This window comes from Acidovorax sp. GW821-FHT09B03, from assembly GCF_059418305.1.
The window spans coordinates 179,594-202,864 of the sequence record NZ_JBWKPP010000007.1; the positions used below are offsets into that span (position 1 = coordinate 179,594).

The following is a 23,271-nucleotide window of genomic DNA, read 5'->3' on the forward strand; positions in this document are numbered from 1 at the left end:
CGGGGCGCAGATCAGGCAGAGGGCCGGGGAGACGGCTTCAATGGACAGGCAGAGCGCTGTGCATAGCCTGTCGATTGTACCGCGATGTACCCGTACTTGCCTATGGCGAGAATGCCGCAGCGGCGCAGCACCTCTGCAGGCAGCCCCCGCAGGCCTGTCAGGCCCCTGGATCCTGCCCCTGCACGGCCACCGCCAGGGTGCGCACCAGGTCGGTCTGGGTGATGATGCCCACCAGGTGCCCGCCATCGTCGACGATGGGAATGTGGTGGTGCCCGCCCTGCGAGAACAGGGGCACCAGGTCCATGGCGTGCTGGCCCACCCGGGCCACCTGCACCGGGTGCGTCATGATCTCGCCCACGCTGGCGGGCTGGCCGCTGCGGCCCTTGACGAGGGCGCGCAGCCGCTGGCCCAGGCCCTCGTGCAGGTCGAGGTTGGCCAGGCGCATGAAATCGGCCACCGTGACGATGCCAAGCACCTGCCGCCCCGCATCCACCACGGGCAGGGCCTTGATCTTTTCGATGCGCATCAGGGTCCACGCATCCTTGAGCGACACGCCCTGCTCCACCGCCATGGCCGGCCGCGACATGATGTCGGCGCAGCGCACCTCGCCCAGCGTGCGCTGGAAGGCCGCGCGGCCCGCCAGTTGCAGCAGGCCTTCGAGGTCGGCGCGGCTCACGTCCAGCACCTGGTTGTAGTGCGCCAGCGCGGCATCCACATCCGATGCGGCAAAGGCCCCCTTGGCCACGGCGGTGCGTGCAGGCGACTGCTGCGGATGCGGGTAGCTGCGCCCGGTCAGGCTGTTGTAGACCACGCCCGCCAGCAGCAGCACCAGCACGTTGAAGAGAACAGGAAACGCCGCCAGGTGCAGGCCGTCGCTCGCCGTGAGCACCACGTACAGCGCCATGGACCCCCCGGGCGGGTGCAGGCAGCGCAGCGGCACCATGAGGGCGATGGCCAGGCCAACGGCCAGCGCGCCCGCCACGGCCGGGTCGGGCACCAGCGCAGCACACGCCGCCCCCACCATTGCCGACAGGGTGCTGCCGCCCAGCACCGGCCAGGGCTGGGCCAGCGGGCTCGAGGGCATGCCGAACACCAGCACGGCGCTGGCGCCCAGCGCCCCCAGCATCCAGGGCCCGTGGGCATTCCCACCGCCCACCCACCAGCGGCTGAGCACCGCTGTCAGGAAGATGCCCAGCACGGCGCCCACGATGAAGCGCAGGCGCTCGCGGCCATCAATGCCCAGCGGGGCCGGCCAGAAATGGCGCAGCCAGCGCACGATGCGCACCCGCGTCGGCAAACGGGCCACGACGGGGCGCGAGGCTGGCAAGGGGGGAGGATCAGGCTCCGGGGCTGGAGAAGAAGGCAGAGGGGGCTGGGGCGGTGCAGACATGGGGACGGAACATTCACACACCGGCACGGCACCCCGCCCCGCAAAGCGGTGGGAGCACATGCCGCGCCGCATGCAGCCCGCCATTTTGCCGGGTGCCGGCATCGCATGCACCAAGCGGGTGCGAACCCGGCGCTGCCAGGGTGGGTAAAAGAAACCCGGCCTATGCTCGAAACTACCTAGCCCCATGGGGCAAACAGCGTCCCACGGCCCAAAAAACATGCTCTATACTGCATGTGCACCGTGTTTAATGCAGTTTACTTCACGTCACCCATTGGCAGCCACCGGCCTGACAACAGGGGCTCGCGGCACGGGAAGAACACCTGCATGCCAGCACCGGTACGGGTAAGCCATAGGTTTTCACCACCGAGGCTTGGAGTTAAATTACTTTAAGCCTAAACAAAGGAGACACTCCCCATGACCACTCGCCGCCTCGTCATCAGCCGCAGCGCAGCCCTCGTCGGCGCCGCTTCCACGGGCCTGCTGCTGCCCTCCATCGTGCGGGCCCAGAGCGGCAAGGTGCGCGTGGGCTTCATGCTGCCCTACACGGGCACTTTCGCACAGTTGGGCGTGGCCATCGAGAACGGCGTGCGCATGGCCATCGACCAGCAGGGCGGCAAGCTCGGCGGGCGCGAGATCGAGTGGTTCAAGGTGGACGATGAGTCCGAACCCAGCAAGGGCGTGGAAAACGCCAGCAAGCTGGTGCAGCGCGACAAGGTGGACGTGCTGATCGGTACCGTGCATTCGGGCGTGCAGATGGGCATCCAGAAGGTCGCGCGCGACACCGGTGTGCTCAACCTTATCCCCAATGCGGGCGTGCATGCCGCCACCCGCGCGCTGTGCGCGCCCAATGTGTTCCGCACCTCGTTCAGCAACTCCCAGCCCACGCTGGCACTGGGCAAGGCGATGATGGACAAGGGCCACAAGAAGGCTGTCTGGATCACCTGGAAGTACGCGGCCGGCGACGAGGCCTTCGAGGGCTTCAAGCAAAGCTACACCGCTGCCGGCGGCACCATCGTCAAGGAACTGGGCCTGCCCTTCCCGAACGTGGAATTCCAGGCGCTGCTGACCGAGATCGCGGCGCTCAAGCCCGATGCCGTGGCCTGCTTCTTCGCCGGTGGCGGCGCGGCCAAGTTCATCAAGGACTATGCGGCCGCCGGCCTCAAGGACAAGATCCCGCTGTACGGCTCGGGCTTCCTGACCGAAGGCGTGCTCGATGCGGCCGGCCCTGCGGCCGACGGCATCATCACCACCATGCACTACAGCGACTCGCTGGACACACCGCGCAACAAGCAGTTCCGCCTGGAATACGCCAAGACCTTCCGCAGCCAGCCCGACGTGTACGCCGTGCAGGGCTACGACACCGGCCTGCTGCTGGTGCAGGGTGCCAACGCCGTCAAGGGCGACCTGGCCGCCAAGCCCGCGCTGTACAAGGCGCTGGAGAGCGCCGTGATCGACAGCCCGCGCGGCAAGTGGACCATGAGCAAGGCCCACAACCCGGTGCAGGACATCTACCTGCGCGTGGTCGAGAACAAGGAAAACAAGGTGGTCGGCGTGGCGGCAAAGGCTCTCTCCGACAGCGGCGCCGGCTGCCGCATGACCTGAGGCGAATTGACCTTCAACCGGCTGGCGTCGTTGGTGGGCCTTGCCGTGCTACAGCACTGTCTGCGGCACACCGCCTAGCCATCCGGCTGAATGCCAATTCGCAAAGGTTTCAAAGCCCCGGAATTTGACACAATGACCTTGCCTGCCAATGCGGCAGGCCAGTCCTTCGTGCGCCCGGACTTTGCGGCCACCCTCTGGATCACCCCTCCCATGACCCTCAGTACCTACCTGCTTTACCTGGCCGCCGTGGCCCTGCTGGTGCTTTCGCCCGGCCCGACCATGCTGATGTGCATGACCACCTCGCTGCAACACGGCCCGCGCAAGGCCATGGCGGCTGCCGGGGGCAGCGTCACCGCCGTGCTGGGCACCATGCTGCTGTCGGCCCTGGGCCTGGGCGCGCTGCTGGCCGCCTCCGAAACTGCCTTCTGGATCCTCAAGGCCGCAGGCGCGGCCTACCTGATCTGGCTGGGCATCAAGACCTTCCGCAGCCAGGGCACGGTGTTCGACCAGATGCCCGAGGGCGCCACTGCGGCACCCGCCGTGCCTGCCCACCGGCTGTTCGTGCAGGGCCTGATCGTGGGCGGCAGCAACCCCAAGGCCATCCTGTTCTTCACGGCCTTCTTCCCGCAGTTCCTGAACCCTGCGCTGTCCTTTGCGCCGCAGTTCGCCATCCTGGCCGCGACCTTCGTGGCCTTCGAGTTCACGGTGCTCACGCTGTGCGCCCTGGGCGTGGCCCGGCTGGCCCCGGCCCTGCGCGCAGGCAACCGCATGCGCTGGTTCAACCGCATCTCGGGCGGGCTGTTCACCCTGATGGGCTCGCTGCTGCTGGTCACGCGCCGCGCGGCCTGAGACCCACTTTCGCCATTCTTTGCACGCCACCATGGACTTCGCCACCTTCCTGATCCAGTTGCTCAACGGCGTGCAGTACGGCCTCCTGCTGTTCATGCTGGCGGCCGGCCTCACGCTGATCTTCGGGATCATGGGCGTGGTGAACCTGGCGCACGGCAGCTTCTACATGCTGGGCGCCTACCTGGCGTATTCGCTGTCGGGGCATTTCGGCAGCCTCACACTGGCCATCCTGGGCGGCGCGGTGCTGGCCGTGGCCTTCGGGCTAGCGCTCGAATGGCTGCTGTTTCGCCATTTCTACCACCGCGACCACCTGGACCAGGTGCTGCTCACCTTCGGGCTGATCTACATCTTCGAGGAGTTGCGCTCCATCCTCTGGGGCGACGACGTGCACGGCGTGGCCATCCCGAAGCTGCTGGACTGGTCGATCCCGCTCACCGACACCCTCTCCTACCCCGTGTACCGCCTTTTCATCTCGGGCGTGTGCATCGTGCTGGCCATCGGCCTGTACCTCCTGATCTCCAAGACCCGGCTGGGCATGAAGATCCGCGCGGGCGCCTTCAACCGCGACATGGCCGAGTCGCTGGGCGTGAACATCAAGCTCATCCACGCCATCGTGTTCGCGCTGGGCGTGGGCCTGGCGGCCATGGCCGGCATGGTGGCCGCGCCGGTCTCCAGCGTCTACCCCAACATGGGCTCCTCGGTGCTCATCATGTGCTTCGTGGTGGTGGTCATCGGCGGCATCGGCTCGGTTCGCGGGGCCCTGATCTCGGCGCTGCTGGTGGGCCTGGTGGACACCTTCGGCAAGGTGCTGCTGCCCTCCGTGGCCGGCATGCTGGTCTACATGCTGATGGCGGCGGTGCTGCTCTGGAAACCCGAAGGCCTGTTCAAACAATGATGACGATCCACCCAATGAAGCGCTGCGCGCCATCCCTATGGCGGGGGAACGCAGCATGAGCGCCCCCCGCACCAACCTGGAGGTGCTGCCGCGCAGCGTGCAGTTCGTGCTCGCGCTCGGCCTCGTCGCGCTGCTCGCCTTTCCCTTCGTGGGCAGCGACTTCTATGTGCAGATGGTCACGCGCATGATGATCATGGCCATCTTCGCGATGAGCCTGGATCTGCTGCAGGGCGTGACCGGCCTGGTCTCGCTGGGCCATGCGGCCTACTTCGGCGTGGCCGGCTATGCGCTGGCCTTCCTCACCCCGGCCGACGCACCGGTGAGCCTGTGGTGGACGCTGCCGGCCGCGGTGGCGGGCTCGGCCCTGGTGGCACTGTTCATCGGCTTCTTCGTGGTGCGCACGCACGGCATCTACTTCATCATGGTGACCATGGCGTTCGCGCAGATGGTGTTCTACCTGTTCTTCGACAACAAGGTGCTGGGCGGATCGGACGGCATCTACATCAACTTCCGCCCCGACGCCTCGGTGTTCGGCTGGCTGCTGTTCGACCTGGAAGGGCGCCGCACCTTCTACTACTTCACGCTGGCGCTGGTGGTGCTGGTCTACGTGGGGCTGCGCCGCCTGCTGTGGAGCCCCCTGGGCCGGGCCCTTTCGGGCATCCGCGTCAACGAGCACCGCATGCGCGCCATGGGCTTTTCCACGCAGGGTTACAAGCTCACGGCCTTCACGGTGGCGGGCGCCCTGGCAGGCCTGGCGGGCTACCTGTGGGGCGCACAGACGGGCTACGTAAACCCCGAGCTCATGGGCTTTCACATGAGCGCGCACGCCATCATGATGGTAATCCTGGGCGGCATGGGCAACTTCGCAGGGGCCATCGTCGGTGCTTTCGCGTTCGAGTACCTGCTGCACGTGTTCAAGGACATCACCAAGCACTGGCAACTGCTCATGGGCAGCTTCATCGTGCTGGTGGTGCTGGTGGCGCCGCGCGGCCTGCTGGGCATGCTGGTGCGCCTGAAGGCCGCCAAGGGAGGCAGCCATGGCTGAACACAACGAAGTGCTGCTCTCGGCCACGCGCATCACCAAGCGCTTCGGCGGCCTGGCAGCGGTCAACGGCGTCTCGGTGGACCTGTGGCGCGGCCGCATCCACGCGGTGATCGGGCCCAACGGCGCGGGCAAGTCAACGCTGACCAACCTGCTCTCGGGCGACCTGCCGCCTTCGGCCGGCCAGATACGGCTCGGCGGCACCGAGGTGACGGGCTGGGCGTCGGAGCGCATCTCGCGCCAGGGCCTGGGCCGCAGCTACCAGAAGACCAACATCTTCCTGCCTTTCAGCGTGCACGAGAACGTGCGCCTGGCCGCCCAGTCGCGCGATGCGCAGCAGCCCTGGAACCCGCTGCGCTGGTGGCGCGACACGCGCCATGCCGGCGCACACAACCGCGCCAGCAGCGAGCGCGTCGACCGCGCCATCGAGCTGGCGGGCCTGCAGGCGCGGCGCGATGCCGTGGCCGGCACCATGAGCCATGGCGAGCAGCGCCAGCTCGAGATCGCCATGACCCTGGCCACCGAACCCCAGGTGCTGCTGCTCGACGAACCCCTGGCCGGCATGGGTGTGGCCGAGGCCGAGCGCATGGTGCAGCTGTTGCTGCGCATCAAGCCCGGGCACGCGATGATGCTGGTGGAGCACGACATGGACGCCGTGTTCGCCCTGGCAGACCACCTCACGGTGATGGTCAACGGCGAGGCCATCGCCAGCGGCACACCGCCCGAGGTGCGCGCCGACGCCAACGTGCAGGCCGCCTATCTTGGTGAAGAACATTGACCATGGCACAGCAGCACCCTCCCCTGATCGAGGCCCGCGGCCTCAACACCTTCTACGGCGCCAGCCACATCCTGCACGGCGTGGACTTCACCGTGGGCCAGGCCGAGACCATCGGCCTCATGGGCCGCAACGGCATGGGCAAGAGCACCTTGCTCAAGTCGCTCATGGGCCTGGTCAAGCCCCGCTCGGGCAGTGTGGCCGTGGCCGGGCGCGACACCACGGGCCGCCCACCCTACGAGGTGGCACGCCTGGGGATTGCCTATGTGCCCGAGGGGCGCGGCATTTTCGGCAACCTGAGCGTGGTCGAGAACCTGCAGATGGCCGCGCGCGCCGGCACACGCGGCCAGCGCGACTGGACCTACGAGCGCGTGCTGGAGACCTTTCCGCGCCTCAAGGAGCGCCTGGGCCATGGTGGCCAGCAGTTGAGCGGCGGCGAGCAGCAGATGCTGACCATCGGCCGCGCGCTGATGACCAACCCGGACGTGCTCATCCTCGACGAGGCCACCGAAGGCCTGGCCCCGTTGATCGCGCGCGAGATCTGGCGCATCTGCAGCCTCATCAAGGCCAGCGGCATCAGCAGCGTGATCGTGGACAAGAACTGGAAGCACGTCACCCAGATCACCGACCGCAACGTCATCCTGGTCAAGGGCCAGGTGGTGTTCGAGGGCAGCTCGGAGACCCTGTGCTCCCAGCCGCACCTGCTGGAGCAGCACCTGGGCGTGTAGGCACCCACGATCCCGCGAGGAAACGTGAACAGTTTCTCGGCCGGGGCCGGCAAGTGCAGCACAGGGCGCCTGGGCGGGTCCGCATTGCCTTAGCATGCGGCCATTTGCCCGCCACCACGCTGCCATCGCCCATGCCCCCTGCCCTCGCCATCTTCCTCGCGCTCCTTGCGGCCCTGGTGCTGCTCAACATCTGGGCCACGCGGCGCGTGCTGCGCAGCGACGAGTTCGGCAACCGCAAGGCCCTGATGGTGATGGGCATCTGGATCCTGCCCTTCCTGGGCGCCTTCATGGCGCGCTACCAGTTTGCCCCACCCGCGGATTCTCCGTCCACCGCGGCGCCCTTGCCCGGGCATGGCGGCGAGCAGCCGCCCGCGCCGGAGGTCCTGCGCATCCCCGGCCTGGCCCCCTTCGACCTGCTGGACCACCTGATCGCGCCTGCGGACCTGCCCGCCCTGGACTGGCAGGCACTCGACCTCTGGGCACAGCAGGCCGGCAGCCCCGAGGCCACGACCCACGCCATCGACCAGGGCCGCCGCGCCTGGCTGCTGCACCTGCGCGACGCGATCGGCCCGCACATGCACCTGCATGAAAGCCAGGACGTGTACATCCTGTCTGCACTGGAAGCCCCTGTGGCACAGGCCATGGCCGGCTATGTGACCAAGACGCGCCAGCGCGTCGCACGCGTGCTCGACGGTGTGGCGCGCTTCAACCCCGGCGAGAAAAGCGTGTTGCTGGTGCTGGAAAGCCAGGAGCTCTACTACCACTACGTGGGCCAGTTCTACCCCGATGGCGGCGAGTTCGCCTTCAGCGGCGGCATGTTCATCCACAACGGCTGCCCGCATTTCGTGGTGGTGCAGGCCGACCTGTCCAGCATCGAACCCGTGATCGCGCACGAGCTCACGCACAGTGCGCTGGCCTGGCTGCGCCTGCCCACCTGGCTGGACGAAGGCCTGGCCGTGAACACCGAGCACCGCATCGCGGGTGCCGGGCGCCCCGCGCAGTCGCCGCAGGCCATGCACCAGCGCCACCAGGCGTTCTGGAATGCCGAGCGCATGCAGGAATTCTGGTCGGGCGACTCGTTCCACCGCACGGACGAAGGCAACGCCCTGTCCTACGACCTGGCCCGCATCGCCGTGGCACAGCTGGCGCGCGACTGGCCTGCGTTCAGCCGTTTCGCCACCAGCGCCAGCCGCAGGGATGCCGGTGCCGAGGCGGCCACCAGCGCATTGGGGATTGACCTGGGTGGCTACGTCGGCGCCCTGGTGCAGGCCACCGAGGACTGGTCGCCCCGTCCCCATACCTGGAGCACACAGCCAGCACAACAGGCTGCACACCTACATTTTTGAGGGGATGGCATCAGTAGAATGGCCCGCACCCTTTTCGCAGGATCTTCCCACAGTGTCTGACCGCCTCGCCGTTCTCCCCCAGTACCTGATGCCCAAGCAGGCCATGACCACCCTGGCGGGAAAATTCGCCTCGGCCCAGCTCGGAGGGCTGACCACATCGGTGATCCGCGGCTTTGTGTCCCACTACAAGGTGAACATGGCGGAGGCGGCCAACCCGGACATCGCGGCCTACGCCTCGTTCAATGACTTCTTCACCCGGGCCCTGCAGCCCGGCGCCCGCCCGCTGGCCGATGCCGACCTGATCTGCCCCGTGGATGGCGCGATCAGCCAGTTCGGCCCGATCCAGAAGGACCAGATCTTCCAGGCCAAGGGCCACTCGTACTCCACCACGGCGCTGCTGGGCGGCGACTCGACCCTGGCCGCGCGCTTCGACGATGGCTACTTCGCCACGCTGTACCTGAGCCCGCGCGACTACCACCGCATCCACATGCCGTGCGCCGGCCAACTCACGCGCATGGTGCATGTGCCGGGCGATTTGTTCTCGGTGAACCCGACCACGGCGCGCGGCGTGCCCGGCCTGTTCGCGCGCAACGAGCGCGTGGTCTGCTTCTTCGATTCGGCCAACGGCCCCTTCGTGCTGGTGCTGGTAGGCGCCACCATCGTGGGCAGCATGGCCACGGTGTGGCATGGCCAGGTGAACCCGCCACGCACCGGCGTGCTGCGCCACTGGGACTACGCGCCCGGCCAGGTGTCGCTGCAAAAGGGCGAGGAGATGGGCCGCTTCCTGCTCGGCTCCACTGTGGTGATGCTGTTCCCCAAGGGGCCGTTCCAGTTCAACACCGAATGGGCGCCTGCGCGCCCCGTGCGCCTGGGCGAGACCATGGCGCAGTACCAGGCGGCTTGAGCCTGCCCTGCCCGCGTCAGGCGCGGTCGGGAACCCGCGTGAGGTGAAAGGCCGTGGGTGCCACCGTGAGCGTATCGGGGTGCACCGGGGATTCATGCCCCACCAGGTAGACCATCAGGGCATTGCGGCGCACAACCACATGGCTGACGGTCTCGCGGCTACCCCCCAGGTGCACGAAGGCACCCGGCTTGAACAAGGGCATGTAGTAGTAGGCCGCAGTTTCCATGGGGAATGCGGCTCCTTCCGCACAGGTGGCCAAGGTGGCGCACCCTGCTGCCCCGCAGGGCGGCGTAAACCCATACTAGCACCTATGCGGGTGCCACTGTGGCCAGCAAGGCCCCGCGGCGCAGATGGGCAGCCCCGCCGCGGCGCGATCCTCAGGCCCCGGCCCGCGCCCGCGCAAACGCCAGAGCCGCCTGCAGCAGGCGCTCAAGGTGCGGCTGCACACCGGCCGCTACCTCGGGCAGGTAGTCGAACGGCAGCGCCTCCTGCATATAGCTGCACTGCGTCATCTCCAACTGCACGGCATGCACGTTCTGCGCGGGCTGGCCATACTGGCGCGTGATGTGCCCGCCCTTGAAGCGGCCGTTGAGCACCGCGGTGTAGCCCGGTGCGGCCTGCGCGATCGCCAGCAGCTGCTGCGCCAGCGCCGGGTCGCAGCTCTCGCCGTTGGCCGTGCCCAGGTTCAGGTCGGGCAGCTTGCCTTCGAAGAAACGCGGCAGCACCGATCTGATCGAATGCGCGTCCCAGAGCACGGCCACGCCATGGGCGGCGCGGATGCGGTCGAGTTCGGTGCGCAGCTGGGCGTGGTAAGGCGCCCAGATGGCATCGCGGCGCGCCGCCACCTCGGTGTCGTCGGGCCCGTCGCCGCGCGTGTAGATGGGCGTGTCGTCGAAGGTGTCCACGGGGCACAGGCCGGTGACGCTCTGGCCAGGGTAGAGGCTGGCCCCATCGGGCGGGCGGTTCAGGTCCACCACATAGCGCGAATGCGTGGCCGCGAGGATGGAGGCGCCCATGCCCTTGGCAAAATCGTACAGGCGCTCCAGGTGCCAGTCGGTGTCGGGCACCTGGCGGCACTCGTCGGTGAAGCGCGCGGCAATCGCTGGCGGCACATAGGTGCCGACGTGGGGCATGGACACCAGCAGCGGCGCAGTGCCCTGGTGGAAGGTGAAGGCGGGTTGGGTGGTGATGCTCATGGCGTGGGTCTCGAAGGGGACGCTTTTCAAGTTTCGTTCATTGTGGCGCGATGGTCGCTGCACGGGCCTGGGCAAAGGCGGCGGCCGCGCTGTCATGCAGGGCATGGCGGCCGGCGGCCACGCGCTGCACGCCGCCCACCCACAGGTCCCGCAGCGCACTGGTGCGGTGGCTGCCGAACACATGGGCCGAGAGCAGGGATTCCACCGGCAGCCCGGCCAGCGCGATGTGCGACGGGTCCAGCACCGCGAAATCGGCCTGCTGGCCCACGGCCAGGCCACCGATGGGTCGACCCGATGCCTGCGCCCCGCCCTGCACGGACGCAAGCCATAGGGCGGTGCCCACCTGGGGCTGTGCGGCGCTGGCCAGCACGTTGCGCTGGCGCAGCGACAGGCGCTGGCTGTACTCCAGCGCCAGCAACTCCTCGGCTGCGTTCACGCAGGCATGGCTGTCCGAGCCCACGCCCCAGGCACCGCCATGGCCCAGCCAGCGCGGCATGTCGAAGATACCGTCGCCCAGGTTGGCCTCGGTGGTCGGGCAGATGCCGGCCACCGCACCGGTGCGCGCGGCATCGGCATACTCCTGTGGCGTCATGTGCGTGGCATGCACCAGGCACCAGCGCGCATCCACGGGGGCATTTTCCAAGAGCCACTGCACGGGGCGCTGGCCACTCCAGGCCACGCAATCGTCCACCTCCTGGGTCTGCTCGGCGATGTGGATGTGGATGGGCGCGCGCGCATCGATGGCAGTGAGGCCCTGCACGGCAGCGGCCAGGCTGTCCGGCGGCACGGCACGCAGCGAGTGCGGCGCCAGGCCCAGGCCCGCGCCCTGGGCCTTGGCCAGCGGTGCCAGGCGCTCCAGCAGCGCCAGCATGTTGTCGGTGCTGCGGATGAAGCGGGCCTGGTCCGCACGCGGAGGCTTGGCACCAAAACCGCTGGTCTGGTAGAGCACCGGCAGCAAGGTGATGCCGATGCCCGCATGGCGCGCCGCGCGCAGCAGCGCCAGCGACAGCGTGGCATCGTCGGCATAGGGCCGGCCGTCCCGGTCGTGGTGCACGTAGTGGAACTCGCAGACCGAGGTGTAGCCAGCTTCGAGCATCTCCACGTAGAGCCAGGTGGCAATGGCCTCCAGCGACTCGGGCGTGATCTGCGCCGCAAAGCGGTACATCAGGTTGCGCCAGCTCCAGAAACTGTCCTGGCTTTCGCCGCGGTACTCGGTCAGCCCCGCGAACGCACGCTGAAAGGCATGCGAATGCAGGTTGGGCATGCCCGGTATCAACGGGCCCGTGGCACGCGGCGCGGCACCGGCCGCACTGCCCGGCACCACGGACTGCAGGCGGCCCGTGGCATCCCACTGCAACAGCACGTCGCGGGCCCAGCCACCGGACAGCAGCGCGTGCTCGGCAAACAGCATGGTGTTGGCGCTCATGCAGCCACCTCCAGGATGGTGGCGAGCGCGTCGGCGAACCGCGCGTTCTCGGCCTCCGTACCGATGGAGACGCGGATGAAGGTCTCGAAACCCGGCTCCTTCCAGGGCTTGGTGATGAGACCGCGGGCCAGCAGGGCCTCATTCACCGGGCCATTGGGCCGGCCGATGTCCAGGAACAGGAAGTTGGTGGCCGAGGGTGCGATGCGCAAGCCCGGCAGGGCCTGCAAGCGCTGCACCAGCACGCCGCGCAGGCGCACCGTCTCGGCCACACCGCGCTGCATGAAGGCTTCGTCGCCCCATACCGCCAGCGCCGCAGCCTGGGCCGCATGGTTCACGTTGAAGGGCGTGCGCACGCGGTCGAGCAGTTGCACCAGCGCCGCATCGCTCGCCAGGCCGTAGCCCACGCGCAGGCCCGCCAGGCCCCAGGCCTTGGAGAAGGTGCGCAGCACGATCCAGGGCATGGCACGGCCCTGCAGCAGGGCCAGCACATCGGGGTAATCGGCCGCGTGGCAGGCGTACTCGTGGTAGGCCTCGTCCACCACCAGCAGGGTGTGCGCGGGCGTGGCGGCCAGCAGGCGCTCGAACTCCTGCGCGGTGAACATGCAGCCCACGGGGTTGGATGGGTTGGCCAGCATGGCGATCTTGGGGCCGCGCGCCAGCGCCTCGCACCAGGCATCCACGTCGAAGCCGAGTTCGGGGGTGAGCGCCAGCAGCTCGACCTGCGCGCCCATCATGCGCGGGTATATCTCGTGCAGGCCGAAGGCCGGGCGCTGCGTGAGCACGCGATCGCCCTGCGACAGGAAGGCCTGGCACAGCATCTGCAGGATATCCTCGGAGCCATTGCCCACGACGATTCCCTCGGGCGCCACGCCCGTGCGTGCGGCGATGGCGGCGCGCAGCGCGGTGCAGTTGGCATCGGGGTAGGTGCCCACGCGCGCCGCCAGGTCCACCAGGGCGCGCGCCACGGCGGGGCTGGCACCGTAGGGGTTCTCGTTGCTGGCCAGGCGCGCGATCTCGGTCACGCCGTAGCGCTCACGCACGGCGTCGGACGACAGGCCCGCGTTGTAGGCGGGCAAAGGCGGCACCTCGGGGCGGGCCAGGGCAGCGATGGCGGAAACAACAACAGCAGCGTTCATAGGTCGAATACCTTGCCGGGGTTCATGAGATGGAGAGGGTCCAGCGCCTGCTTGATGACGCGCATGGCGGCCAGCTCGGCCGGGGTGCGGCTGGCGTGGAGGTAGGGCTTCTTGTGCAGGCCGATGCCATGCTCGGCCGAGACGCTGCCGCCGAAGGCCGCCAGCTGGGCATACACCAGTTCCTCGACCGCGCCCTCTTCCCCGTTCACGGTGGAGGCATCGGTGGACAGGTGCAGGTTGCCATCGCCGATATGGCCGAAGAACACGGTGAGGTGCCCGGGCCAGCGGGCAGTCAGCGCGGCGCGGCACTCCTGCGCAAACCGGCCGATGTCGGCCTGCGGCAGGCTCACGTCGAAGTTGATGGGCGGGTGCATGTTGGCAGGCAGTTCGGCAGTCGCCTCGCGGATCTTCCACAGCGCGCGGGCCTGCGCTTCGGACTGGGCGATGGCCGCATCGCTGGCCTCGCCGGACTCCATGGCTTCGCCCAGCACCTCCTCCAGCGCATCGCGCAGGCCGGCTTCGTCCTGGCCACCCACGTCGATGAGTGCAGCAAAGGGGTGCGGCACCTCGAAGGGCTCGCGCAGGCTTTGCCAGCGAAGGGAGGCCTCGACGAAATCGCGCCACATGAGTTCGAAGGCCGACAGCGCGCCCGGAAAGCGCCCCTGCAGCCGGGCCAGCAGCGCCAGCGCGGCATCGAAATCGGGCAGCGCCACCAGGGCCGTGGCCCGGGCGCGCGGCAAGGGCCGCAGGCGCAGCAGCGCGCGCGTGACCACGCCCAGCGTGCCCTCGGCGCCGATGAACCACTGCTTGAGGTCGTAGCCCGTGTTGTTCTTGAGCATGGGCCGCAGCATGGGCAGCACCGCGCCATCGGCCAGCACCACCTCCAGGCCCAGCACCTGTTCGCGCACCATGCCGTACTGCAGCACGCCATTGCCGCCGGCATTGGTGGAAACGGCCCCGCCCACCTGGGCCGATCCGCGCGCACCGAAGTCCACGCCGAACTGCAGGCCCACGGCGAGCGCGGCCTCCTGCACGGCCTGCACGGTGGCACCGGCCTGCACCGTGAGCGTGGCAGAGCGTGCGTCCACCGCCTCGATGGCGTTCATGCGGTCCAGCGACAGGGCCACACCGCCCGCACAGGGCACGGCCGCCCCGGCCAGCCCGGTCAGGCCGCCCTGCGGCACCACGGGCACGCGGTGCGCATGGCACAGGCGCAACAGGGCCGAGACTTCCTCGGTGCTGCGCGGGCGCACCAGCGCCAGCGGTGGCACGGGGGCCGTGCCGCTCCAGTCGGTGTGGTGGCGCTCTGGCACGGCATCGCCCACCTGCACGCGGTCGGCACCGAGCGCATCGACCAGCGCCGCCAGGAATTCGCTGTGCGTGGCCATGGACTCAGGCCCCTTTCACGATGCGCCCCTGGCGCACGATGGTGCGTGCGGGCTTGTGGCCGAACCAGTAGGCCAGCTCCGCGGCCTCGGCAAAAGGCCAGAGCACGAAGTTGGCCGGCCGGCCCGATGCGATGAGGCCATGCGTGTCCTGCAGCCCCAACGCGCGCGCGGCATGCACGGTGATGCCAGCCAAAGCCTCGGGCACCGTCAGGCGGAACAGCGTGCAGGCCATGTTGGCCATGAGCAGCAGGCTCAAGGCAGGCGAGGTGCCAGGGTTGTGGTCGGTGGACACGGCCATGGGCACGCCGGCCTCGCGCAGCGCGGCGATGGGCGGCAGGTGCGTGTCGCGCAGCGTGTAGTAGGCGCCGGGCAGCAGCACGGCCACGGTGCCGGCCTGCTTCATCGCAGCGATGCCCTCCTGCGACAGATGCTCGATGTGGTCGCACGAGAGCGCACCGTAGCGCGCGGCCAGCGCGGAGCCACCCATGTCCGAGAGCTGCTCGGCATGCAGCTTGACGGGAATGTCCAGCCGCTGTGCGGCCTGAAAGACCTGCTCCGTCTCGGCCAGCGTGAAGGCGATGCGTTCGCAGAACACATCCACCGCGTCCACCAGGCCCTCGGCAGCCAGCGCAGGCAGCATCTCGTTGCACACCAGGTCGGTGTAGTCCTGGCTGCGGCCCGCGTACTCGGGCGGCAGCGCATGCGCGCCCAGGAAGGTGGTGCACACGGTCACGCCCAGCGCCTCGCCCAGGCGGCGCGCCACGCGCAATTGCTTGCGTTCGTGTTCCAGCGCCAGGCCATAGCCCGACTTGATCTCGATGGCGCACACGCCCTCGTCCAGCAGCGCCTGCAGGCGCGGCAGGGCCAGGGCGAGGAGTTCGTCCTCGCTGGCTTCGCGCGTGGCGCGCACCGACGAGACGATGCCGCCGCCGGCCCGGGCCACCTCTTCGTAGGTGGCGCCCGCCAGGCGCATGGCGAATTCGTTGGCGCGCTGGCCGCCATAGACCAGGTGCGTATGGCAGTCCACCAGGCCCGGCGTGGCCAGGGCGCCCCGCGCATCATGGCGCGGCAAGGCATTCCAGGCCGCAGGCCAGGCATTCTCTGGCCCCACCCACTGCACGGTGCCGCCCTGCACCACCACGCAGGTGGCGGTACCCTGGGGCACAGGCACATCGGGTACGCACAGGCCGGGGGCCGGGCGCAGGCCGATCCAGATGCCGTCGGCGGAGGGATGGCTTTGAGGGGTGGGAATGGGTGTGGGTGTCATGGGCAAACAGTCAGTCGGAGGGTTCCATGTCCAGGTCGATCCAGGCCAATGCCGGATCGGCATCCAAAGGCTCCAGCGCATTTTCGGCGGTGCCATCGCTCCACCACAGTCCCTGGCCGGGCTCCAGCACCTCTTCACCGCAGCGCCAGCGCCCGCGCAGCACCATGCACAGGCCGGCGCGTGCGCGCCCTGCCACGCGCGCATGGCCGGTCACCTGCAGGCCGCCGTGCCAGCGGCCGCGGCGCACCATGAGGTTGAAGTCGGTGGAGGTGCCGCCCAGCATGGCGCAGTCCACCGGCACGTCGCCCTTGAAGGCCAGCGGTTGCCAGGGCTGGTCCAGGTCGTGGTCCAGTTGCCCGTCGTCCGAGCGCAGATGCACCCCGTCGCCGTCGAGCAGCATGATCTGCCGGTCCACGCCCGGGAAGGCCGAGAACGGGCCCGCTGCGGCAATCGTGGCCACGCTCACGCGCCACTCGAAACCATCCATGCCGGCGCCCTGCGGCCAGCAGGCCAGCTCGCGGGTGCTGCCGCCGCCGTTCTTCCAGGGCACGCTGGGGGTGGAGGCCAGGTCAAAAAACTGCACCATGTTCAGTGCTCCCACGCTGGGGCAGCCAGCCAAAAAACCATCGCACTCATCGAAAAATCAGTCATCGTTGTCGGTCAATGCAAAACCAGCTGGCGCGAGATGCGCGCCGCGGCCACCACGGCCATGCGGATCAGGGCTTCTTCCTGCCCGCTGGCACGCACGATCGGTGCCATCAGCGTGATGGCCCCCACGGACTGGCGCGAGGCGCCGAACAGCGGCACGCTGCAGCCCCAGACGCCGGGGTCCACCTCGCCGGCGGTCATGGCAAAGCCCGCCTTGCGGATGGCATCGGTCTCGCGCTGCGCGGCGTCGCGCTCGGGCGTGCCCGCGCCCCACAGCCCGTCGAGCACCGCGGCGCGCACGGCCTCGGGCAGGTGGGCCAGCACGCACTTGGCAGAGGCGCCGGCGCGCAGGGGCACGCTGCGCCCCTTCTCGAACGAGCAGCGCAGCGAATGCTGGCTCTCCACCATGTCCAGGCAGATGGCCTGGTCGTTCACGGCCACGATCAGGCCCACGCTCTCCTGCGATTGCTGGGCCAGGTCCACCATGTCGGGCCGCGCCTGGCGCACCAGGTGCGAGGCCAGGTCGAAGCCCAGCGCCAACTGCAGGCTGAGCGGGCCGGGCGCGTAGAAGCCGTCGCTCTCCAGCACGAAACCCCAGCGCTTGAGCCGCGCGAGCTGCCGGTACAGCGTGCTGCGCGCCAGGCCCGTGCGCTCCATGAGCTCGGCCGCAGGCATGGACTTGCCCTGCTGGGCCAGCACGGCCAGCACCTGCAGCACCCGGTCGGCCGTGGGCACGTTGGCCAGGGTGGACGCATCCTTGGGCATGTCTCGGTGCCTCGGAAAAAGCGCTGTCCTGCCGGCGCTCAGCGCACCATGGGCAGCTTCAGGCCCTGCTTCTTCGCGGTGGCCACGGCCAGGTCGTAGCCGGCATCGGCGTGGCGCATCACGCCGCTGCCGCTGTCGTTGACCAGCACGCGCGCCAGGCGCTCGGCCGCTGCGTCGGTGCCATCGGCCACGATGACCATGCCCGAGTGCTGCGAATAGCCCATGCCCACGCCACCGCCATGGTGCAGGCTGACCCAGGTGGCACCGCCCGCGGTGTTGAGCAGCGCGTTGAGCAGCGGCCAGTCGCTCACGGCGTCGGTGCCGTCCTTCATGCTCTCGGTCTCGCGGTTGGGGCTGGCCACCGAACCGGTATCCAGGTGGTCGCGGCCGATCACGATGGGCGCCTTGAGCTCACCGTTCTTGACCATCTCGTTGAAGGCCAGGCCCGCCAGATGGCGCTCGCCCAGGCCCAGCCAGCAGATACGCGCCGGCAGGCCCTGGAAGCTGATGCGCTCGCGCGCCATGTCCAGCCAGCGGTGGGTGTGCGTGTTGTTCGGGAACAGCTCCTTGATCTTGGCGTCGGTCTTGTAGATGTCCTCGGGGTCGCCCGAGAGCGCCACCCAGCGGAACGGGCCCTTGCCTTCGCAGAACAGGGGGCGGATGTAGGCCGGCACGAAACCCGGGAAGTCGAAGGCGTTCTTCACGCCTTGGTCGAACGCCACCTGGCGGATGTTGTTGCCGTAGTCCACCGTGGGCACGCCCATGGCCTGGAAGTCGAGCATGGCCTGCACGTGCACGGCACAGCTCTTGGCGGCAGCAGCCGTGAGGGCCGCATGGCGCGCGGGGTCCTTCATGGCGGCCTGCCACTCGGGCACGGTCCAGCCGCTGGGCAGGTAGCCGTTGATCAGGTCGTGCGCCGAGGTCTGGTCGGTCACCAGGTCGGGCTTGATGCTGCCGGCCTTGGCACGGCGCACCAGCTCGGGCAGGATGTCGGCCGCATTGCCCAGCAGGGCGATGGAGACGGCTTCCTTGCGCTCGGTGTGGTGCTTGATGAGGGCGATGGCGTCGTCGATGTCCTTGGCCTGCTTGTCCACGTAGCGCGTGCGCAGGCGGAAGTCGATGCTGCTCTGCTGGCACTCGATGTTGAGCGACACGGCACCGGCCAGCGTGGCGGCCAGCGGCTGCGCGCCGCCCATGCCGCCCAGGCCGGCGGTGAGGATCCACTTGCCCGCCAGGCTGTTGCCGTAGTGCTGGCGGCCGGCCTCGACGAAGGTCTCGAACGTGCCCTGCACGATGCCCTGGCTGCCGATGTAGATCCAGCTGCCGGCGGTCATCTGGCCGTACATGAACAGGCCCTTGCGGTCCAGCTCGTTGAAATGCTCCCAGTTGGCCCACTGGGGCACCAGGTTGGAGTTGGCCAGCAGCACGCGCGGTGCGTTGGCGTGCGTCTTGAACACGCCCACGGGCTTGCCCGACTGCACGAGCAGGGTTTCGTCGTCGTTCAGGTCCTTGAGCGAGACCAGGATCTGGTCGAAGCACTCCCAGTTGCGCGCGGCGCGGCCGATGCCGCCGTACACCACGAGGTCCTGAGGGCGCTCGGCCACCTCGGGGTCCAGGTTGTTCTGGATCATGCGGTAGGCAGCTTCGGTGAGCCAGTTCTTGCAGGTCAGCTCGGTGCCGCGCGGCGCGCGGATCACGCGCGAGGCGTCGTGGCGAGGGTCGTTGTTGGCAGCGGCAGCAGCGATGATGGCGTCGTTGGCGTTCATGGTGATCTCCTGGTCAACGGGTGCGAAAAGCGGTGGATGGATGGGACAGTTCAGGCGTGGCTGGGCAGGCACTGGGTCAGCGGTGCGGGCCAGGCCGATTCGAGCGCCCACAGGCGCATGGCCTCGATGTCGGGCGCCAGGTAGCGGTCCTGCTCGAGGAAGGCCACGCGCTGGCGGATGGCGGCGAGCTGCGCTTCAACGAGCGCGGAGCTCTTGAGCCAGGGGGTGGCAGCGGCGCCCGGGGCCGGCACGCGCTCGAAGTCGATGCCCTGGGCCGCGGCCATGGCCTCGATGCCGACGATGACGGCGGTGTTGCGCACCATCTCGGAGAGGCGGCGTGCGCCGTAGGTGGCCATGGAGACATGGTCCTCCTGGTTGGCCGAGGTGGGCAGGCTGGTCACGCTGCTCGGGTGGGCCAGGCACTGGTTCTCGGCCGCGAGCGCGGCAGCCGTGACCTGGGCGATCATGAAGCCCGAATTCACGCCGCTGTCGCGGATCAAGAAGGCTGGCAGGCCGGACAGGCCGGTGTCCAGCAGCAGCGCCAGGCGGCGCTCGGAGATGGCACCGATCTCGGACACCGCCAGCGCAATGATGTCGGCCGCGAAGGCCACGGGCTCGGCGTGGAAGTTGCCGCCCGAGATCACCTCGCCCGTGTCGGTGAAGACCAGCGGGTTGTCGGACGCGGCATTGGCCTCGATGCGCAGCACGCGCGCAGCGTGCGTGAGGTTGTCCAGGCAGGCGCCCATGACCTGGGGCACGCAGCGGATCGAGTACGGGTCCTGCACACGGCCGCAGTTCGGGTGCGAGGGGTCGATCTCGCTGCCGTCGAGCAGGCCGCGCACGGCGGCCGCCACGGCGATCTGCCCGGCCTGGCCGCGCGCTTCGTGGATGCGCGCATCGAAGGGCTTGACCGAACCCTTGATGGCTTCGAGCGACAGTGCGCCCGACACCAGGCCGCCGGCCAGCACGCTCTCGGCCCCGAACAGGCCGGCCAGCGCCAGCGCGGTGGACACCTGCGTGCCATTGAGCAGTGCCAGCCCTTCCTTGGGGCCCAGCACGAAGGGCGCCAGGCCCACGGCGGCCATGGCCTCGCGGCCGCCGACCACCTTGCCGTCGACCTTGGCCTGGCCCTCGCCGATGAGCACGCAGGCCAGGTGGGCCAGCGGCGCCAGGTCGCCCGAGGCGCCGACCGAGCCCTTGGCCGGGATCACCGGCAGCACGTCGGCATTGGCCAGGGCCAGCAGGGCATCGACCAGGGCCGGGCGCACGCCCGAGTGTCCGCGCGCCAAGCTCACGGCCTTGGTGGCCAGCACCATGCGCACCACGGGGTCGGGCAGCGCCTCGCCCGTGCCCACGCTGTGCGACAGCACCAGATTGCGCTGCAGCTCGGCCAGGCGGTCATGGGCGATCTTGGTGCTGGCCAGCTTGCCGAAGCCGGTATTGATGCCGTAGACCACCTGGTCCTCGTCCACGATGCGCTGCACGGTGGCCTCGGAGGCCTGCATGCCGACCAGGGCCGCGGGGTCCAGCGCCAGGCGCACGCCACCGGCGCTCACGCGGCGCAGTTCGGCCAGGCTCACCTGTCCGGGGCGCAGCAACAGGGTGCTTGGGGATACAGAGGTTGCAGTGGTCATGGGTTGGTCCTGTATATACAAGTTGGCACAAGCGAAAAAAAAGGATGCCTGCCACCGGCAGGCGTCCTGGATACCTATTCAAAAACCGGGTTGCCGTCCGCCCGGAAGCGGCTCCCCAGCCGGTAGCGCGATGACGGGTGCAGGCAGCGCACCATGGTCACGGGCACACCCCGGCTCCAGGTGCGCCGCGTGAGCAGCAGGCACGGCTGGGCCGGGTCCATTTCAAGCAGCAGCGCCTGGTCGGGCGTGGGCAGCACGGCATCCACCACATGCTCGACCTGGTCGAAGGGCACGTTGCGCACCAGGAATTCGGAGGGCTGCAGCAGCGTGAAATCCTGCTGCGCGAACTGCGGCACGACGCGCGGGTTCACGTAGCGGTCTTCGAGCTGCACGGGCAGCCCGTCTTCCAGGTGCACGCACACGGCGTGGAACACCGACTCACCGGTGCGCATGTCGAGCGCCGCCGCCACTTCCATGGTGGCCGAGACGCGCTCCACGGTCAGCACCTTGCAGCGGTAGTCGTGCCCACGCTGGCGGATCTCGCTGGCCAGGTTGGCGATCTGCAGCAGCGTGGACTGGGGCTTGTCCTCGGCCACGAAACTGCCCACGCCAGCCACGCGCACGATGCGGCCCTGCTCGGCCAGCTCGCGCAGGGCGCGGTTCACGGTCATGCGCGACATGCCGAACTGCGTGACCAGGTCGTTCTCGGACGGCAGGCGGTCGCCGGCCTTCCAGGAGCCGTCCTGGATCTTGCGCGCGATGTGGTCCTTGATCTGCTGGTACAGGGCCAGCGCAGACGTCTCAGGCTGCGCCACGGGTTGTGGCGAAGCCTTGGGACGGGGTGCGCGGGCGGAGGAGGCAGCGGGCATGGCGAAGGGGTGGCTTTGCGGGATCAGTGGGCGTCCGCGGCCATGGACTCGGCGCGGATCTCTTCCGTGAGGCGTGCCTTGAGGTCCATGAACTCGGGCGAGGTCTTGATCGTGTAGTGGCGCGGGTGCGGCAGGTCCACGGCCAGCTCGGTCTTGATGCGGCCGGGCCGGGCGCTGAACACCGCCACGCGGTTGGCCATGAAGATGGCTTCGTCGATGTCGTGGGTCACGAACATCACGGTCTTGCGCTCGGCCTCCCAGATGCCCAGGAGCAGCTCCTGCATGAGCACGCGGGTCTGGTTGTCCAGAGCGCCGAAGGGCTCGTCCATGAGCAGGATCTTGGGGTCGTTGGCCAGCGCCCGGGCAATCGCCGTGCGCTGCTGCATGCCGCCCGAGAGCTGCTTGGGAAAATGCTGCTCGAAGCCGCGCAGGCCCACCTTGGCGATGAAGTAGGCGGCGCGCTCCTTCTGCTGGGCCTCGGGCATGCCGCGCTCGCGCAGGCCGAAGCGGATGTTCTGCTCGATGGTGAGCCAGGGGAACAGCGTGTAGCTCTGGAACACCATGCCGCGGTCGGCACCCGGACCTTCCACGGGGCGGCCACCGAGCAGCACGCGGCCCGAGGTGGGGTGGTCCAGGCCCGCGACGATGCGCAGCATGGTCGACTTGCCGCAGCCAGAGGGGCCGAGGATGGTCACGAAGTCGTTTTCCTGCACGTCGAAATCGACGGGCAGCAGGGCCTGGGTGGCCTGCCCCTTGGGGCTGACGAAGGTGCGCGAGACACCTTGGATGGACAGCAGCGGGCTCATCGCAGGGCACTCCAGGCAAACAGACGGCGGTTGACGAATTTGAAGAAGGTATCCGACACCAGCCCGATGAGGCCGATGACGATGATGCCGAAGATGATCTGGCCGGTGTTGAGCAATGCCTGGCTGTCGGTGATCATGTGGCCGATGCCCGAGGACGAGCCGATCAGCTCAGCCACGATCACGTAGGTCCAGGCCCAGCCCAGCACCAGACGCAAGGTTTCGGCGATGTCGGGGGCGGCACCGGGGATCAGCACGCGGCGCACGATGCCCGTGGGGCTGGAGCCCAGCGTGTAGGCCGCCTCCACCAGGTCCTTGCGGGCATTGCCGACGATCACGGCCACCATCAGGATGATCTGGAACACCGAGCCGATGAAGATCACCAGCAGCTTCTGCATCTCGCCCAGGCCGGCCCACAGGATCAGGAGCGGGATGAAGGCCGAGGCCGGCAGGTAGCGGCAGAACGACACGAAGGGTTCGAGGAAGGCCTCCACCCCCTTGTGCGCACCCATCGCGATGCCCAGGGGCACGGCGACGATCGCCGCCAGGATGAAGCCGCCCAGCACGCGCCACACGGTCATGCCGATGTCGTGCAAAAAGCCGAACTCGGTGAACAGCAGCCAGCCTTCCCGGGCCATGGTGACGGGGCTGGCCAGGAACGTGGGCGACACAAAGCCCCCCAGCGTGAACACGGCCCAGACGGCGAAGAACAGAATGAAAAACGCCACCCCCAAGACCAGCCGCGTGCGGGTGCTCACAGGTTCTAGCGGGGCCAGGGCCCGGCGGCGAGGCCGCTCTGGCTCCAGCGAAGGTGCAACACCCATCACGCGACTCATGGTTCT

At 68.8% G+C, this 23,271-nt stretch carries 22 protein-coding genes; 8 read left to right on the top strand and 14 right to left on the bottom strand.

The window, feature by feature from the left end:
* Nucleotides 1–157 precede the first annotated feature (157 nt).
* Nucleotides 158–1,462, bottom strand: a complete 1,305-nt coding sequence (locus tag AC07PA_RS15355; RefSeq protein WP_494608564.1) for an HPP family protein — start codon at nucleotides 1,460–1,462, stop codon at nucleotides 158–160.
* A gap of 342 nt (nucleotides 1,463–1,804) precedes the next feature.
* Between AC07PA_RS15355 and AC07PA_RS15360 the strand changes: the two genes are divergently transcribed.
* The 8 genes from AC07PA_RS15360 (at nucleotide 1,805) to asd (ending at nucleotide 9,531) form a co-directional block, all read left to right on the top strand.
* Complete coding sequence (locus AC07PA_RS15360; protein WP_494608545.1) at nucleotides 1,805–2,992, top strand: ABC transporter substrate-binding protein; 1,188 nt, start codon at nucleotides 1,805–1,807, stop codon at nucleotides 2,990–2,992.
* Nucleotides 2,993–3,124: 132 nt separating this feature from the next.
* On the top strand, nucleotides 3,125–3,841 hold the full coding sequence (locus AC07PA_RS15365; RefSeq protein WP_007856905.1) for a LysE family translocator: 717 nt from the start codon (nucleotides 3,125–3,127) through the stop codon (nucleotides 3,839–3,841).
* A 31-nt stretch (nucleotides 3,842–3,872) separates the two neighbouring features.
* The gene (locus AC07PA_RS15370) at nucleotides 3,873–4,736 is read left to right on the top strand and encodes a branched-chain amino acid ABC transporter permease (protein ID WP_007856906.1); all 864 of its coding nucleotides are present in this window, start codon (nucleotides 3,873–3,875) and stop codon (nucleotides 4,734–4,736) included.
* 55 nt (nucleotides 4,737–4,791) lie between these two features.
* Nucleotides 4,792–5,781, top strand: a complete 990-nt coding sequence (locus AC07PA_RS15375) for a branched-chain amino acid ABC transporter permease (RefSeq protein WP_494608546.1) — start codon at nucleotides 4,792–4,794, stop codon at nucleotides 5,779–5,781.
* Nucleotides 5,774–6,556: an ABC transporter ATP-binding protein gene (locus AC07PA_RS15380; RefSeq protein WP_494608547.1), complete on the top strand. Its 783-nt coding sequence runs from the start codon at nucleotides 5,774–5,776 to the stop codon at nucleotides 6,554–6,556. Before AC07PA_RS15375 ends, AC07PA_RS15380 begins: the two co-directional genes overlap by 8 nt.
* A 2-nt stretch (nucleotides 6,557–6,558) precedes the next feature.
* A complete protein-coding gene (locus tag AC07PA_RS15385) occupies nucleotides 6,559–7,281 on the top strand; it encodes an ABC transporter ATP-binding protein (RefSeq protein WP_007856909.1) in 723 nt (240 codons plus the stop codon).
* Nucleotides 7,282–7,412: 131 nt separating this feature from the next.
* Nucleotides 7,413–8,627: a hypothetical protein gene (locus AC07PA_RS15390; RefSeq protein ID WP_494608548.1), complete on the top strand. Its 1,215-nt coding sequence runs from the start codon at nucleotides 7,413–7,415 to the stop codon at nucleotides 8,625–8,627.
* 52 nt (nucleotides 8,628–8,679) lie between these two features.
* A complete protein-coding gene (gene asd, locus AC07PA_RS15395; RefSeq protein ID WP_494608549.1) occupies nucleotides 8,680–9,531 on the top strand; it encodes an archaetidylserine decarboxylase in 852 nt (283 codons plus the stop codon).
* A 16-nt stretch (nucleotides 9,532–9,547) separates the two neighbouring features.
* On the opposite strand, the gene AC07PA_RS15400 is transcribed toward asd, so the two are convergent.
* The 13 genes from AC07PA_RS15400 to AC07PA_RS15460 all read right to left on the bottom strand — a co-directional run bounded on the left by AC07PA_RS15400 (nucleotide 9,548) and on the right by AC07PA_RS15460 (nucleotide 23,265).
* Nucleotides 9,548–9,757: a hypothetical protein gene (locus AC07PA_RS15400; RefSeq protein ID WP_145697324.1), complete on the bottom strand. Its 210-nt coding sequence runs from the start codon at nucleotides 9,755–9,757 to the stop codon at nucleotides 9,548–9,550.
* A gap of 151 nt (nucleotides 9,758–9,908) precedes the next feature.
* Nucleotides 9,909–10,727, bottom strand: a complete 819-nt coding sequence (hutG, locus tag AC07PA_RS15405) for an N-formylglutamate deformylase (protein ID WP_494608550.1) — start codon at nucleotides 10,725–10,727, stop codon at nucleotides 9,909–9,911.
* Between the two features lie 37 nt (nucleotides 10,728–10,764).
* Nucleotides 10,765–12,153 (bottom strand): formimidoylglutamate deiminase, encoded by a 1,389-nt coding sequence (locus AC07PA_RS15410; protein WP_494608551.1) that lies wholly within the window; start codon nucleotides 12,151–12,153, stop codon nucleotides 10,765–10,767.
* Nucleotides 12,150–13,289, bottom strand: coding sequence for a histidinol-phosphate transaminase (locus tag AC07PA_RS15415; RefSeq protein ID WP_494608552.1), 1,140 nt, complete (start codon nucleotides 13,287–13,289; stop codon nucleotides 12,150–12,152). Before AC07PA_RS15415 ends, AC07PA_RS15410 begins: the two co-directional genes overlap by 4 nt.
* Entirely contained in the window at nucleotides 13,286–14,677 is a 1,392-nt protein-coding gene (locus tag AC07PA_RS15420) for an FAD-binding oxidoreductase (RefSeq protein ID WP_494608553.1), read from the bottom strand. The genes AC07PA_RS15415 and AC07PA_RS15420 overlap by 4 nt, the downstream gene beginning before the upstream one ends.
* 4 nt (nucleotides 14,678–14,681) lie before the next feature.
* Nucleotides 14,682–15,944: an imidazolonepropionase gene (hutI, locus tag AC07PA_RS15425; RefSeq protein ID WP_494608554.1), complete on the bottom strand. Its 1,263-nt coding sequence runs from the start codon at nucleotides 15,942–15,944 to the stop codon at nucleotides 14,682–14,684.
* Between the two features lie 10 nt (nucleotides 15,945–15,954).
* The gene (locus AC07PA_RS15430; protein WP_007856923.1) at nucleotides 15,955–16,530 is read right to left on the bottom strand and encodes a HutD/Ves family protein; all 576 of its coding nucleotides are present in this window, start codon (nucleotides 16,528–16,530) and stop codon (nucleotides 15,955–15,957) included.
* Between the two features lie 74 nt (nucleotides 16,531–16,604).
* Nucleotides 16,605–17,357: an IclR family transcriptional regulator gene (locus AC07PA_RS15435; RefSeq protein ID WP_494608555.1), complete on the bottom strand. Its 753-nt coding sequence runs from the start codon at nucleotides 17,355–17,357 to the stop codon at nucleotides 16,605–16,607.
* 38 nt (nucleotides 17,358–17,395) lie between these two features.
* Entirely contained in the window at nucleotides 17,396–19,123 is a 1,728-nt protein-coding gene (gene hutU, locus AC07PA_RS15440) for a urocanate hydratase (protein WP_494608556.1), read from the bottom strand.
* A 50-nt stretch (nucleotides 19,124–19,173) separates the two neighbouring features.
* A complete protein-coding gene (hutH, locus tag AC07PA_RS15445) occupies nucleotides 19,174–20,757 on the bottom strand; it encodes a histidine ammonia-lyase (protein ID WP_494608557.1) in 1,584 nt (527 codons plus the stop codon).
* Nucleotides 20,758–20,831: 74 nt separating this feature from the next.
* Complete coding sequence (gene hutC / locus AC07PA_RS15450; protein WP_007856927.1) at nucleotides 20,832–21,626, bottom strand: histidine utilization transcriptional repressor HutC; 795 nt, start codon at nucleotides 21,624–21,626, stop codon at nucleotides 20,832–20,834.
* Nucleotides 21,627–21,649: 23 nt separating this feature from the next.
* The gene (locus tag AC07PA_RS15455) at nucleotides 21,650–22,432 is read right to left on the bottom strand and encodes an ABC transporter ATP-binding protein (protein WP_007856928.1); all 783 of its coding nucleotides are present in this window, start codon (nucleotides 22,430–22,432) and stop codon (nucleotides 21,650–21,652) included.
* Nucleotides 22,429–23,265, bottom strand: coding sequence for an ABC transporter permease (locus tag AC07PA_RS15460; RefSeq protein WP_007856929.1), 837 nt, complete (start codon nucleotides 23,263–23,265; stop codon nucleotides 22,429–22,431). Before AC07PA_RS15460 ends, AC07PA_RS15455 begins: the two co-directional genes overlap by 4 nt.
* Nucleotides 23,266–23,271: the final 6 nt, after the last annotated feature.

Coding starts and splice junctions, on each gene's coding strand:
- AC07PA_RS15385 (WP_007856909.1), top strand. CDS start 6,559: ATGGCACAGCAGCACCCTCCCCTGATCGAGGCCCGCGGCCTCAACACC.
- AC07PA_RS15410 (WP_494608551.1), bottom strand. CDS start 12,153: ATGAGCGCCAACACCATGCTGTTTGCCGAGCACGCGCTGCTGTCCGGT.
- AC07PA_RS15400 (WP_145697324.1), bottom strand. CDS start 9,757: ATGGAAACTGCGGCCTACTACTACATGCCCTTGTTCAAGCCGGGTGCC.
- hutG (WP_494608550.1), bottom strand. CDS start 10,727: ATGAGCATCACCACCCAACCCGCCTTCACCTTCCACCAGGGCACTGCG.
- AC07PA_RS15375 (WP_494608546.1), top strand. CDS start 4,792: ATGAGCGCCCCCCGCACCAACCTGGAGGTGCTGCCGCGCAGCGTGCAG.
- AC07PA_RS15380 (WP_494608547.1), top strand. CDS start 5,774: ATGGCTGAACACAACGAAGTGCTGCTCTCGGCCACGCGCATCACCAAG.
- hutH (WP_494608557.1), bottom strand. CDS start 20,757: ATGACCACTGCAACCTCTGTATCCCCAAGCACCCTGTTGCTGCGCCCC.
- AC07PA_RS15455 (WP_007856928.1), bottom strand. CDS start 22,432: ATGAGCCCGCTGCTGTCCATCCAAGGTGTCTCGCGCACCTTCGTCAGC.
- AC07PA_RS15390 (WP_494608548.1), top strand. CDS start 7,413: ATGCCCCCTGCCCTCGCCATCTTCCTCGCGCTCCTTGCGGCCCTGGTG.
- AC07PA_RS15370 (WP_007856906.1), top strand. CDS start 3,873: ATGGACTTCGCCACCTTCCTGATCCAGTTGCTCAACGGCGTGCAGTAC.
- hutC (WP_007856927.1), bottom strand. CDS start 21,626: ATGCCCGCTGCCTCCTCCGCCCGCGCACCCCGTCCCAAGGCTTCGCCA.
- AC07PA_RS15365 (WP_007856905.1), top strand. CDS start 3,125: ATGACCTTGCCTGCCAATGCGGCAGGCCAGTCCTTCGTGCGCCCGGAC.
- hutI (WP_494608554.1), bottom strand. CDS start 15,944: ATGACACCCACACCCATTCCCACCCCTCAAAGCCATCCCTCCGCCGAC.
- AC07PA_RS15430 (WP_007856923.1), bottom strand. CDS start 16,530: ATGGTGCAGTTTTTTGACCTGGCCTCCACCCCCAGCGTGCCCTGGAAG.
- AC07PA_RS15435 (WP_494608555.1), bottom strand. CDS start 17,357: ATGCCCAAGGATGCGTCCACCCTGGCCAACGTGCCCACGGCCGACCGG.
- AC07PA_RS15355 (WP_494608564.1), bottom strand. CDS start 1,462: ATGCGGCGCGGCATGTGCTCCCACCGCTTTGCGGGGCGGGGTGCCGTG.
- AC07PA_RS15360 (WP_494608545.1), top strand. CDS start 1,805: ATGACCACTCGCCGCCTCGTCATCAGCCGCAGCGCAGCCCTCGTCGGC.
- AC07PA_RS15460 (WP_007856929.1), bottom strand. CDS start 23,265: ATGAGTCGCGTGATGGGTGTTGCACCTTCGCTGGAGCCAGAGCGGCCT.
- hutU (WP_494608556.1), bottom strand. CDS start 19,123: ATGAACGCCAACGACGCCATCATCGCTGCTGCCGCTGCCAACAACGAC.
- AC07PA_RS15415 (WP_494608552.1), bottom strand. CDS start 13,289: ATGAACGCTGCTGTTGTTGTTTCCGCCATCGCTGCCCTGGCCCGCCCC.
- AC07PA_RS15420 (WP_494608553.1), bottom strand. CDS start 14,677: ATGGCCACGCACAGCGAATTCCTGGCGGCGCTGGTCGATGCGCTCGGT.